The following is a 13,290-nucleotide window of genomic DNA, read 5'->3' on the forward strand; positions in this document are numbered from 1 at the left end:
GCTGGTTTTTTTATTCACTGAACTTTTGACTATCGCACTACTCTCGAAATAGCGCTTCAATCGACAAGTCTTGTTGACTTAAAATATCACGCAGACGTTTTAATGCTTCAACTTGAATTTGGCGCACACGTTCGCGTGTTAAGCCTATTTCGACACCTACATCTTCTAATGTTGCGGCTTCATAGCCTAGCAAGCCAAATCTTCTTGCTAGTACTTCTCGTTGTTTAGAGTTAAGTTCATTCAGCCAATCTACAATACTATGTTTAATATCATTGGTTTGTAATTTTGTTTCCGGGCTCCCAGCTGTTTCATCTGGAATAACATCTAATAAAACTTTTTCACCTTCACCGCCAAATGGCGAGTCAACTGAAGCAATACGCTCGTTCAAGCGCAGCATTTTACTAACACTTTCCACGGGTACGTTAAGCTCAAAAGCAATGTCTTCAGCCGTTGGCTCATGATCAAGCTTTTGCACTAACTCACGGGCTGTGCGTAAGTAAATATTAAGTTCTTTGACCACATGAATAGGTAATCGAATAGTGCGAGTTTGATTCATAATGGCGCGTTCAATGGTTTGTCGAATCCACCAAGTCGCATAGGTTGAAAATCTGAAGCCTCGTTCCGGATCAAATTTTTCAACAGCACGTATTAGGCCTAGGTTACCTTCTTCAATTAAATCTAATAAAGGTAAGCCACGATTGTTATAACGGCGAGCAATTTTTACCACTAAACGAAGATTACTTTCTATCATGCGTTTGCGAGAGCGTTCATCACCTTTTAAGGCAAGGCGAGAAAAGTAGACTTCTTCTTCGGCGGTTAATAATGGTGAAAATCCTATTTCACTTAAATATATTTGTGTTGCATCTAAATTAGACGGGCTCTCTTCAGGTACTTCTACCCCAGTGCTTTTTGGCTTTTCTTTCACTGCAAGATCAGAACATTCTATTTGTTTTTTTATGCCCATGTTATATCTCCCTATTTAGCATTAGCTAAATTTACTGACTAATTATTCACATTAACCTCGAGTTATTATTGGTAAATTTTTATTATTATTGTTTCGGCAAATACTTCATAGGATTAACTGATTTCCCGCGAAAGCGAACTTCAAAATGAAGCATGACTCTTTCAGCGTCAGTATCACCCATTTTGGCAATCACTTGACCGGCTTTTACAACTTGCTGTTCTTTGACTAGAATGTGATCGTTATGAGCATAAGCGCTGAGATAATCTTCGTTATGTTTAACGATGACTAACTTGCCGTATCCTTGTAGCGCATCACCGGCATAAACTACCTTTCCATCTGCAGTTGCTTTCACCGAATCACCGCGTCGCCCCGCAATGTCGATTCCTTTATTTCCTTGCTTTGCGGTGGAAAAATTATGAATAACTTTTCCTTTCGCAGGCCACCGCCATTTTCTAATTTTTTGTGAAAATGCAGTGTGTTGCTGAACTTTTTTGATGCTTTTTTGATCAGCTACATTTTTACCATACTCCTGCTTTTTCTTCTGTGCAATAGGTTTTTTTATAACTTTTTGTTTTGACGTATTGAAGGTCTTATTTTTTTGACTTTTTAAGTTAGCATTATATTTACTTTTTGTTAACTTTAATTTTTGTTGCGGATAAATATTGTATGGCGCTTTAATATTATTGATCTTCGCTAAGGTACGAATATCGACATCTGCACGCCATGCTATTGAATATAAAGTTTCACCTTTCTTAACGATATACTCAGTGCCACTGACGCTATTTTTGAGTCTTTGACTAAGAGGAAGAGAGCCTTGTACGTCAAAAACAGGTGCAGGTTTATTACGACTTGAACAGCCGTTTAACGCTAATATCATTATTAGCGTTAGTAGGTTATTAGTGCTAAATAAGTTACCTTGCATCCATCTCGTCATAACAAAAATAACGTCCTTATCGTGTCGCAATATAGGCAATAATAATAGCGCTAACAACCGACCAACCTAAGACATCAACCCATTGTCTAATTTTTTGTTCCATCGGTGCTCCGCCCCAACGAATAACACCAGCTACCAGGAAAAATCGCATGCCGCGACCAATCGATGACGCTAATAAGAAGGGTAAAAATGCCATATTTAAAAAGCCAGCACTCACGGTAAATAACTTATAAGGGATAGGAGAAAAACCAGCAATAAATACCACCCACACACCCCATTCACTAAACCACAACATGGCTTTATCAAAGCGCGCCTGATAACCAAACTCAGTAATTAAGGGTTGGATCCAAGGTTCAAACATCAAATAACCTAAGCCGTAACCTACCATTCCGCCAAGCACTGAAGCAACGGTAGTTATGGTGGCAAAACGCCAGGCTTTATCGCGCTGCGCCAGTACCATAGGGGCTAATAAAACGTCGGGTGGAATAGGGAAAAAAACCGACTCAGCAAAGGTCAGTATCGCTAAAATTCTAGGGGCAAACTTATGCTCAGCCCACTTAAGTGTCCATTCATATAATGCAGAAAATATTTTCACAAATTATCCTAAAGCGCCAGGTACCAGAGGAACAAAACGAACAGCTTCAATTTGCTGCTCTTTGTATTCATCGCCATGACGAGTAATTAATTTTAAAACTTGGTTTTGTTCACCAACAGGAATGATCAAGCGACCGCCATCAGCTAGCTGGGCTAGTAATGCCGCTGGCACTTCTTTGGGTGCAGCCGTCACTATAATGGCTTGAAACGGAGCTTTGCTGTGCCAACCTTGCCAACCATCACCATGTTTCATTGCCACATTATGTAAATCCATCGTGCGTAATCTTCGTTTTGCTTGCCATTGCAACGACTTAATACGTTCAACAGTAAACACCTTGGCTGATAACTGCGCCAATATGGAGGTTTGATAGCCAGAGCCCGTACCTATTTCTAGAATGCTGTCTGGCACGCCATCAGCAAGTAGCAGCTCTGACATTTTTGCCACAATATAGGGTTGTGATATGGTTTGCCCTTGGCCAATCGGTAACGCCGTATTGTCATAGGCTTTATGCGCTAGAATTTCAGGCACAAAAATATGCCGAGGCGAACGGGCAATCGCCTGTAATACTTGTTGATTTTTAATCCCTTCAGCCAATAGTTTTTGTGCCAGTAATTCTCCACTTCGACTCGACTTTCCGCCGATATTACTGCCTACTCGGGTATTGATATTACTTTGTCTCATAGTGAAAGTTCATTAATCCATTCGGTCATTTTTGCCAGGCTTTTATAAGCGGTCATATCTATGGTTAATGGGGTAATTGATGCATAACCATTGGCTATGGCATGAAAATCAGTCCCCACGCCAGCATCAAGTTCTTTTCCTAATGGGCCATACCAATAAATATCACGTTGCCAAGGGTCTTGCACCTTTTTCATGGTTTCCGCTTTATGGCGGTTACCTAGACGTGTGACTTGAATACCTTTTAATTCATCTAACGGCACATCAGGTACATTAATATTAATAATTTGATCACTTGGCAGCGGGTGCAACTGCAAGCGCTCAATAAACTTGGCGGTAACAACGGCGGCGGTTTGAAAGTGTTTGGGATCTGAAGACACTAGTGATACCGCTATTGCAGGCATACCTAAATGGCGCCCTTCTGTTGCTGCCGCTACCGTGCCAGAATAAATGGTATCATCACCTAAATTAGCACCGTGATTAATACCCGCCACCACTAAATCAGGTTTTGGCTGCATTAATTGGGCGGCACCTAAATGCACGGCATCAGTGGGTGTACCATTGACAGAAATAAAGCCATTTTCTAATGTCTGCGCTCGTAATGGATTCAATAGTGTTAACGAATTGCTTGCGCCACTGCAATTTCTATCGGGCGCAACTACGGTTACATCAAATATTTTGGCTAATTCGTCAAAAAGCACTTTAATGCCATCAGCATGAACACCGTCATCATTACTCAGTAATATTCTCATGTTAGCTTTTTAACTCCTTGTTGTTATCTACTGCGCTAATCTGGGTCTTAGTTGCAGCGGCTGTGTGCCTGGCTGCACTAACATCAACCCGCTCGGTCATATCTTTATAGTCGATTAACTCACGCATAATGGTGGTGGCATAAGCACCTGATGGCAAGAAAAATGACAAGGTTACAACATCGTTATCTACGCTAATGTTAGTGTCTTTAATCGTTAAGCGAATACGTCGACGTTCTTGCTTCAAACCAAAACGCGGTAAACCTTCGCAAAATTCTGGCTGGCCATCGCCGATGCTTTGCTCAAAAATACGCGCATCGCCTGTGGTCATTAATTCGCCCGCACCCCACATAGAAGCCGTAATATCTAGGTCATGTTCAACTAATCGTGCTTGTAGGCTTTCATCGATGACATTAGCAAGAAATACCGACTGTGTTCCCGCTAACATCAAGACGTCACCATTCATTAAGCGGTCGAATTTTTGTTGTTCGATACGTTGGCCCACCATTTGGTTGAAAATCAATGAACGTGCAGCCGATAAATACATACCACGTTTTTTCTTGTCTTTAACTTTTTGACCGGAGAATAAGCCTAAGGCTTTTTCAATATTGCCGCCATTGATACCAAAGCGTTGTTCGCCAAAATAATTTGGTACGCCAAAATTAGTCACTACGTGCCAACGTCTTATTAGCTCGTCAATTTCAGTCACGTCACGTAAGGTGATTTCAAAACGATTACCGTCTAAACCGCCAATACGCAATTTTTTGTTATGGCGTTTATAGGATAAAACTTCGACACCTTCGATGTTTAAGTCACTTAAATCATAACTTTGCTTACCGGGCACATGCACACCAAACCATTGCTCAGTAACCGCAAAGCGATCTTTTAAACCGGCATAAGAAACTAACAATTCTTTCACGGAAAAATATTGCGCTAATTGCTTGGCAACAAAAGCGGTATTGGCGCCAGTTTTTCGAATATGAATAAAAAGATGTTCACCTTCACCACAAGGTTCAAAGGGAATTTGTTCAAATACTTTAAAGTCTGACCTATGACGACGCAACAAGCCGGTAGATTTTGGTTTACCATATAAATAGGAAAATTCAGGCAAGGGAGATTGGCTTGGCTCAGCTACTGGCTTATCGCTTTGAACGCTTGGCTCTGGTGCTTTCAATTCACTTTGAAAAGCGGGCTTTGGTACTTTTTTTTCGTCTTGCTTAATCGGCTCTGCAACTGTATTTAACTTACTGTTAGGTTCAGTTTTTATCAATAGGACAACAGCATGCACGCTAATGCCTTCTTTGCGACCCACATAGCCTAACTTTTCAGTGGTGGTTGCTTTGACATTGACTTGTTCTATATCTGCTTGTAAATCTTGTGCTAAACATTCACGCATGGCTAAAAGGTGTGGTGCTATTTTTGGTGCTTGCGCACAAACAGTAATGTCGGCATTACCTAAGCCGTAGCCTTTTCCTTGCATTAAGCCAACCACATGGCGCAATAAAATACGGCTCGATATATTCTCGTATTGGTCATCAGTATCAGGAAAATGGTTACCAATATCGGCTAAACATAATGCCCCTAAAATGGCATCACATAAGGCATGAATAGCCACATCACCATCAGAGTGAGCAATAAAACCAAATTCATAAGGAATAACAACACCCGCTAAAACTAATGGCCCTGCACCACCAAATTGATGAACATCAAACCCGTGACCTATTCGCATACTACCTCTGATTGTAAATTATTTTTTTGTTGGTTAAGAATAAATTCAGCTAAAAACAAATCTTCTGGCTGGGTAATTTTTATATTGTCACTGCTGCCATTGACTAAACCGCTTGCAAAACCCGATGCTTCCATCGCTGATGATTCATCGGTAATACTGATCCCTTTTGCTAAAGCCGCAGTAATAGCTGCGGTTAGTTCAAGCGTTTTGTACATTTGTGGCGTCAGCGCATGCCACATTTGACTACGATCTAAGCTGCTTGCTACTAATTGCTCGGTATTCGCTTGCTTCATGGTATCGCGAACAGGGCTTGCTAATAAGCCGCCATGATCGTTTTTAAGACAGTAGTTAATTAAGCGAGTTAAGTCTTGATGTCGAACACAAGGCCTGGCGGCATCATGCACCAACACCCATTGTTCTTGACCAGCATCTAAATATTTTAAACCGGCAAGTACCGAATCAACACGCTCTTTGCCACCCGTAACACAGGTAATATTTTTATGATTAACTAAACTGGTACTAGGAAAATATTCATCGTTTTCACCTAGGGCAATAATGACATGAGAAATTGCCTCGTGGCTGAGTAAACGCTGAACGGTATGTTCTAAAATAGTTATGTTTTCAATGGTTAAATATTGTTTTGGACAAGACGAACGCATGCGTTTGCCAACACCTGCAGCGGGCACTACGACAGTAAAATGCCCTAATAAGTTACTCATTATCGCAATCGTTCCTTCTTGTCGGCATCGTCATCATTAGGAATGACGCGGAAAAATGTCTCGCCCTGTTTGATCAGACCTAATTCATGGCGAGCACGTTCTTCAATCGCTTCCGTGCCAGATTTTAAATCGTCAGTATCAGCATAAAGTAATTTGTTACGTTGCTTTAGCTTGTTGTTATTGGCGAGCTGGCGAGTTACTTCTTCTTCTAATACTAGATAATCAGGCACACTGTTTTTACCAAACCAAAGTCGGTATTGCAAAAGTACCAGAAAAAGTAGTAAAACTGTCGTGATCAGCCGCATAATGTATCTAAAGTTGATATCGAAGAGATAATATTGATACGCTATTATAAATACGTACCGTCTGCTGTAAACACCCAACAAGATTTAAAATCAATTGTCAGGCAAATTTACCCTAGGTTGTTTGAAATTACGCCAATTAATGGTGCAAGACAATAATAATTCTCGCAATGAAGGCATAATGGGCTGCAGTTTTTGACCATCTTTCCAACGATGCCCAGCGCAGGCTGCGCTCATTACTTTTTTCGTTGGCTTGAGTAAATTCACTTTATGACGAGTTACTTCGCTCTCTGCCTCACTATCTGCTTCAATGTCTGCCTCACTTGCTCTGTCACCCTCATTTTTTGCCCTGTTACTTGCAGCGCTGACCGTTTCGTTATCCATTAAGTAAAACCAGCCATAAACATTGGTTCGAAATCGCTGTTTTTCTAAATCAATTCGGTCGATACAATCGAGCACAATATGCCCATTTAACGCGATAGGCACTACTAAACCATGCACTAACTCTTGGCTCTTATACCAAGCAGTAACAGTTTCATCATAAGCCGACAATTGGCTTATTTCAGGTGACCTAGCCACTTGCTTAGCTAACCAACTGGCATTTTGAATATCTAATGCCAGTGGTGTTTGTGCCTTTAATAACGCGAATGCTGTACGTTTAACATAATGAGGTAAGCTTTTAATTCTGCCTTGTAAACTTGCTAGCGCTAAACATTCATTGCGGGCTAAGGTGATTAACTCTCGTTCATAAAGGGCATTACACAGCTCAGCAAAGTCTGATGACTGCTGCTGTGATTGCCATAATAATGATTGAATGACCATGAATTTAATGACTACTTGAATTAACGCTGATAATTTAAGCATACTTGATTGTGGTTAAAGATAAAATCGCTAAAGCTGATCTGCGCATTGTTTTACCTATAGCATGACGGGTACTAACGACTTATACAGGGCTATTATTTTTAACGGTATTTTTTAAAGATGTACGACAGCGGTTAAACAAATCTGCACCAACATGAGTTTAAATTTTAGACCAAACGAGCATTTACAAGTGGTTTGGGTATAATATAAAAATAGTTTCCCCGCCAGTTTTGGAGTAAATAATGAGCGTAATTGAAGTAAAGCACCCCCTAATTAAACACAAACTCGGCATAATGCGTGAAGCCGATATAAGTACCAAGCGTTTTCGCGAACTTGCCTCGGAAGTTGGCTGTCTATTAACCTATGAAGCCACTAAGCACCTTGAATTAGAAACTAGAACCATCAATAGTTGGAATGGTGAAATTCAAGTAGAACAAATTAAAGGTAAAAAAGTCACCGTTGTCCCTATTTTACGTGCAGGTTTAGGCATGATGGACGGCGTTTTAGAGCTGATTCCTAGCGCACGTATCTCTGTTGTTGGTATGTATCGTAACGAAGAAACACTAGAGCCAGTGTTTTATTTTGAAAAATTAGCGGGGCAAATTGAAGAACGTCTCGCCCTAGTGATTGACCCCATGCTAGCGACAGGCGGCTCTATGATAGCCACAATCGACTTATTAAAAGAGCGTGGTTCAAACCATATCAAAGCCCTAGTTTTAGTGGCTGCGCCAGAAGGTATAGCCGCGTTAGAAAAAGCACACCCTGATGTTGAGCTTTATACCGCAGCTATTGATGACTACTTAGATGATGCAGGTTATATATTGCCAGGTTTAGGTGATGCGGGTGATAAAATTTTTGGCACTAAGTAATTACTATAACTCAGCGACTTAAAGGTGCTATCTGCAGCATCTTTAAGGTGTTTAGCTCAATTTTTGTTGCGATAACAAACATCGAATATAGTATTTAAAAAGTGGTCGAAAAAACTCAAGTGTGCGATTGGTAACCCTGTTTATTCGTTAACTACGGCATTGCGACCAGTTTATTAGCTATTTTTTTCATCGCTATCGCAGCATTATTGTCCATACCTCTATTCATCAAAATAATAAAACCATCTTTCTTATTAGGGTCAAAATATAAGGCAGTAAAAACCCCTAAATCAGCGCCCATATGCCCGATTAATCCCATGCTATTATCTCGCCAAAAAAAACGTTGTTTATCAGAAATATCCTTAGGTAATTGTAACCTTAGCATTTCTTCATACATAGCATCTGACAGCAGCTTATTACCCAATGGGTCTTTATTTTCTAGCACAGCAACTAACAGCCTACTCAAATCTTTAATACTGCTACGTATACCACCATCTGGATATTGTGGGTTACCAAAGTGAGGATAAGCGACAAAACGCTTACTTTCTGAAGCTGGATTAAAATAACCACTAATAAACAAGTTTAACTCGGCCGATTCAGTGTCACTGCAAATAGCCAGAAATGGAATACACTGTTCAACCTCATAGGGCACAGCAATTTGTGCTAGTGACAAATCATGTAATAACCAACTGGTATCCTGCATACCTAATGGCTGAAAGATATGTTGCTGACTATATTCGGCTAAGGTGATACCGGTTGTTACTTCGACTAAATATCCGGCTAGGCCGGCGGCTAAATTACTGTATTTCCTTTTAGCACCTGGGGCATTATTTAAAAAATATTGCCCTTGGTTATAGTTTTTTCCTGTTGGGGTTAACAAGGATTTAAGGTGTTGTTCTAATGAAATATCAGCATCTTTATTAATGGCATAACTGTCAACATCATAATAATCCGCGATACCTGAGGTGTGGGTAACCAAATGTCTTAGGGTTATTTTTTCATGAGTTATATGAGGATTATCGATTTTAAATGGCAGATAGTCGTTAATGTCTCGGTCTAAAGCTAATGTTCCTTGTTCTACCAACTGCAACAACACCAAGCCCATAATCGGCTTACTAATAGAGGCTATATTAAATAACGTATTTTGTGTCACTGCTGTGTTCAATTCGACATTAGCTTTACCATACACTTGTAAAAAAGTGACTTTAGCGTTTGAAATTTTAGCTATGGCTAAACCGGGAATAGCGGCTTCTTGCATCAAAGCAGGGATATATTTTTCAATATTTTCTATCTCATCGCTCAGCGCTTTCTGCTTAGGCAAGAGATACCAAAGCAGTGGCAATAACAAAATAATAAGGACAGCTTTTTTCATGGTTTAGCTCTATGGCTTAAAATAGAATATCAGCAAGATACAGGCCAAACATAACAAGCTGATTTCATGAGCTTTATTTTTAGATCATAATGATGATTGTGCTAAAATCATAAATACTGGCAAATCCGACGACTTATTCACAAGTATAACATTCAGTAAAGGCGCTATATTTGAACACTGTGGTGCAGGCAAGGTAAGTTGTGCCAAAATTAATGAGTCGGCTTAAAGCCTGATGGTCACAAAAAAACCACTCATTTGAGTGGTTTTTTAATATTCAATATCGCTTAAATTAGCCGCGGGATTTTGCTACCACACGTAATAACCCAACTGGCAAACATAAGCGTCATCACACAAAAAGTTTATGATTATTGGCCTTTGACTTCAGACAAGCCGTTAAATATAGCTTTATCACCTAAAAACTCTTCAATGCGTAATAACTGATTGTATTTAGCAACACGGTCTGAACGACATAAAGAACCGGTTTTGATTTGTCCTGCGGCTGTGCCTACGGCTAAATCAGCAATAGTTGAGTCTTCAGTCTCGCCTGAGCGATGTGAGATCACGGCGGTAAAACCAGCGTCTTTCGCCATTCTAATCGCTGCTAAGGTTTCTGTTAATGTACCAATTTGGTTGAATTTGATTAAGATAGAGTTACCAATACCTTGCTCAATACCACGGGCTAATATTTTAGTATTAGTGACAAATAAATCATCACCAACAATTTGCACTTTATCGCCAAGTAGATCGGTTTGGTATTTAAAGCCATCCCAGTCTGACTCGTCCAAGCCGTCTTCAATTGAAATGATCGGGTATTGCTCACAAAGACTTGCTAAAAAATCAGAGAATTCGTTGGCCGTAAATTGCTTGCCTTCACCTTTTAGGTCATAAATGCCTTTTTCTGCATCATAAAATTCAGAAGCAGCACAATCCATCGCTAAGGTGACGTCTTTACCTAATTCGTAACCTGCCGCGGCAACCGCTTCTTTAATGACTGCTAAGGCATCAGCATTTGAGGCTAAATCAGGTGCAAAACCACCTTCATCACCCACAGCGGTATTTAAACCTTTTGCAGACAATACTTTTTTCAAAGCATGGAAAATTTCAGCGCCCATACGTAGCGCTTCTTTAAAGCTTTTCGCGCCAACCGGTTGTACCATAAATTCTTGGATATCAACGTTATTGTCAGCATGCTCGCCGCCATTGATAATGTTCATCATAGGTAAAGGTAGTGAGTATTGACCTGGCGTACCGTTGAGATCGGCAATGTGCTCAAATAATTGTACTTTCTTTTCCATTGCAGCCGCTTTTGCATTCGCTAAAGAAACAGCAAGAATAGCATTAGCACCGAAGGTTTCTTTATTCTCTGTGCCGTCTAAATCAATCATGATTTGATCTATGTTTGCTTGCTCTAAAGCACTTTTGCCTTTCAATGCGTTAGCAATCGGATTGTTAACTGCAGCAACGGCTTTTAATACTCCTTTACCTAAGTAACGTGATTTGTCGCCGTCACGTAATTCAAGTGCTTCACGAGAGCCAGTTGATGCGCCAGAAGGAGCAGCAGCTCGACCCCAAGCACCAGACTCTAAATAAACGTCAGCTTCAACTGTTGGGTTGCCACGAGAATCCATGATTTCGCGTGCGATAATTTTACTAATATTAGACATTATGTTCCTTATTCCTTGCTAGCTAGGCTAGGCAGGTTATAAACGTTAAATTAAAGGTTAAAATTGCTTAAAAAAAACCGTAGCAATAAGCTACGGTTTTCATGAGTTTGATTTAACTTGCTTGCTGCTTTTGATGTTCAAAAGCAGCGGCGATAAAGCCAGCAAAAAGCGGGTGACCATCACGAGGAGTTGAATTAAACTCAGGATGGAATTGCCCAGCAATAAACCAAGGGTGATTAGGATTTTCAATCACCTCAACTAATGTTTTATCCGCAGATAATCCCGAGAACACTAAACCTGCTTTGCTTAATTGTTCACGGTAGTTATTATTTACCTCAAAACGATGACGGTGTCTCTCATAAATTGTTTCACTACCATATACGTCATATGCCTTGGTACCTTTCATAATGTGACACAATTGTGAGCCTAAGCGCATGGTTCCGCCTAAGTCAGATTCAGCATTACGGTATTCAACTTTACCTTCTTCATCTAACCATTCGTTGATTAAGCCAACAACTGGGTAAGGTGTTTTGGTATTAAATTCGGTACTGTGCGCGTCAGTTAAACCGGCAACATTACGGGCATACTCAATCAATGCCACTTGCATACCTAAACAAATACCCAAATAAGGTATTTTATTTTCACGCGCATATTGTGCGGTTAAAATTTTACCTTCAACACCACGTTCGCCAAAGCCACCAGGGACTAAAATAGCGTCCAAACCTTTAAAAAGCTCAACCCCTTTAGACTCAACGTCTTGTGAATCAATATATTGAATTTTAACTTTTACTTGGTTTTTAATGCCGGCATGCTTTAACGCTTCATTAACTGATTTATATGCATCAGGTAATTCGGTATATTTACCGACCATACCAACAACCACTTCACCTGATGGATTAGCTTCTTTGTAAAGTACTTGCTCCCAATCAGATAAGTCAGCTTCGGGAACATCAAGGCCAAAACGCTTAACCACTAACTCGTCAGCGCCTTGCGCTTTAAGTAAGGCGGGCACTTTATAAATAGAGTCAACATCGCGCAATGAAATAACCGCTTTTGCTTCGACATTAGTAAATAGTGAAATTTTAGCGCGTTCATTAGCGGGAATAGCACGCTCACTTCGACAAACTAAAATATCTGGAAAAATACCGATTGAACGTAATTCTTTCACAGAATGCTGGGTAGGTTTAGTCTTGATTTCACCGGCGGTAGCAATATAAGGCACTAAGGTTAAGTGCATAAACATCGCACGTTCTCGGCCTAATTCTACCCCTAACTGACGGATAGCTTCTAAGAAGGGTTGTGATTCAATGTCACCTACAGTACCGCCAATTTCAACCATGGCAATATCGTAACCTTCAGCACCTTCAATCACTCGACGTTTAATGTCGTTAGTAATATGAGGAATAACTTGAATAGTGGCACCTAAAAACTCACCTTTACGCTCGCGCGCTAGAATATCTTGATAGATACGGCCAGTAGTGAAGTTATTACGCTTGGTCATTTTGGTTCGAATGAAACGTTCGTAGTGACCTAAATCTAGATCGGTTTCTGCTCCGTCTTCGGTAACAAAAACCTCACCATGCTGAATTGGGCTCATTGTACCCGGATCAACATTAATATAAGGGTCAAGCTTAAGCATGGTAACTTTTAAACCACGTGCTTCGAGAATTGCGGCTAGTGATGCTGCAGCAATACCTTTACCAAGAGACGATACAACGCCGCCAGTAACAAAAATATATCTAGTTGTCATGCGATACCCAGAGTCAGGAAAAACAGAAATTTTGCACTAAATTGATTTGATGTTTGGTTAACAAATAAATTTAGTAGGACGGGAAAACATTATACTGAAAAGCCGTG

General features: G+C 40.3%; 13 protein-coding genes and 1 pseudogene. 1 reads left to right on the forward strand and 13 read right to left on the reverse strand.

Annotated features, from left to right (window positions below; translation table 11 throughout):
* Positions 1–37: 37 nt before the first annotated feature.
* The 10 genes and pseudogenes from rpoS to H4J61_RS12655 form a co-directional block, all read right to left on the reverse strand.
* Entirely contained in the window at positions 38–964 is a 927-nt protein-coding gene (rpoS, locus tag H4J61_RS12610; protein ID WP_182185293.1) for an RNA polymerase sigma factor RpoS, read from the reverse strand.
* Positions 965–1,049: 85 nt separating this feature from the next.
* Positions 1,050–1,886 (reverse strand): peptidoglycan DD-metalloendopeptidase family protein, encoded by an 837-nt coding sequence (locus tag H4J61_RS12615; RefSeq protein WP_182185294.1) that lies wholly within the window; start codon positions 1,884–1,886, stop codon positions 1,050–1,052.
* A 28-nt stretch (positions 1,887–1,914) separates the two neighbouring features.
* On the reverse strand, positions 1,915–2,493 hold the full coding sequence (locus tag H4J61_RS12620) for a YqaA family protein (protein ID WP_182136155.1): 579 nt from the start codon (positions 2,491–2,493) through the stop codon (positions 1,915–1,917).
* Positions 2,494–2,496: 3 nt separating this feature from the next.
* On the reverse strand, positions 2,497–3,174 hold the full coding sequence (locus H4J61_RS12625) for a protein-L-isoaspartate(D-aspartate) O-methyltransferase (protein ID WP_182185295.1): 678 nt from the start codon (positions 3,172–3,174) through the stop codon (positions 2,497–2,499).
* Complete coding sequence (gene surE, locus H4J61_RS12630) at positions 3,171–3,923, reverse strand: 5'/3'-nucleotidase SurE (RefSeq protein ID WP_182136157.1); 753 nt, start codon at positions 3,921–3,923, stop codon at positions 3,171–3,173. Before surE ends, H4J61_RS12625 begins: the two co-directional genes overlap by 4 nt.
* Before the next feature lies 1 nt (position 3,924).
* Entirely contained in the window at positions 3,925–5,190 is a 1,266-nt protein-coding gene (gene truD, locus H4J61_RS12635) for a tRNA pseudouridine(13) synthase TruD (RefSeq protein WP_259363308.1), read from the reverse strand.
* Positions 5,176–5,649 (reverse strand): annotated as a pseudogene (gene ispF, locus H4J61_RS12640) (2-C-methyl-D-erythritol 2,4-cyclodiphosphate synthase); the annotation flags it as partial. The gene truD and the pseudogene ispF, both read right to left, overlap by 15 nt.
* A complete protein-coding gene (gene ispD, locus H4J61_RS12645) occupies positions 5,640–6,368 on the reverse strand; it encodes a 2-C-methyl-D-erythritol 4-phosphate cytidylyltransferase (protein ID WP_182185296.1) in 729 nt (242 codons plus the stop codon). The pseudogene ispF and the gene ispD, both read right to left, overlap by 10 nt.
* Entirely contained in the window at positions 6,368–6,673 is a 306-nt protein-coding gene (ftsB, locus tag H4J61_RS12650; RefSeq protein ID WP_182136159.1) for a cell division protein FtsB, read from the reverse strand. Before ftsB ends, ispD begins: the two co-directional genes overlap by 1 nt.
* A gap of 90 nt (positions 6,674–6,763) precedes the next feature.
* Positions 6,764–7,492, reverse strand: coding sequence for a hypothetical protein (locus H4J61_RS12655; RefSeq protein ID WP_182136160.1), 729 nt, complete (start codon positions 7,490–7,492; stop codon positions 6,764–6,766).
* A gap of 281 nt (positions 7,493–7,773) precedes the next feature.
* Between H4J61_RS12655 and upp the strand changes: the two genes are divergently transcribed.
* Positions 7,774–8,400: a uracil phosphoribosyltransferase gene (upp, locus tag H4J61_RS12660; RefSeq protein WP_182136161.1), complete on the forward strand. Its 627-nt coding sequence runs from the start codon at positions 7,774–7,776 to the stop codon at positions 8,398–8,400.
* A gap of 151 nt (positions 8,401–8,551) precedes the next feature.
* Here upp and H4J61_RS12665 read toward each other — a convergent pair whose 3' ends face one another.
* The 3 genes from H4J61_RS12665 to H4J61_RS12675 all read right to left on the reverse strand — a co-directional run bounded on the left by H4J61_RS12665 (position 8,552) and on the right by H4J61_RS12675 (position 13,183).
* The gene (locus tag H4J61_RS12665; RefSeq protein WP_182185297.1) at positions 8,552–9,769 is read right to left on the reverse strand and encodes a serine hydrolase; all 1,218 of its coding nucleotides are present in this window, start codon (positions 9,767–9,769) and stop codon (positions 8,552–8,554) included.
* A 365-nt stretch (positions 9,770–10,134) separates the two neighbouring features.
* Positions 10,135–11,433 (reverse strand): phosphopyruvate hydratase, encoded by a 1,299-nt coding sequence (gene eno, locus H4J61_RS12670; RefSeq protein ID WP_182136163.1) that lies wholly within the window; start codon positions 11,431–11,433, stop codon positions 10,135–10,137.
* Positions 11,434–11,545: 112 nt separating this feature from the next.
* Positions 11,546–13,183: a CTP synthase gene (locus H4J61_RS12675; protein ID WP_182136164.1), complete on the reverse strand. Its 1,638-nt coding sequence runs from the start codon at positions 13,181–13,183 to the stop codon at positions 11,546–11,548.
* Positions 13,184–13,290 lie beyond the last annotated feature (107 nt).

This window comes from Colwellia sp. MB3u-4 (assembly GCF_014077065.1).
Classification (GTDB): domain Bacteria; phylum Pseudomonadota; class Gammaproteobacteria; order Enterobacterales; family Alteromonadaceae; genus Cognaticolwellia.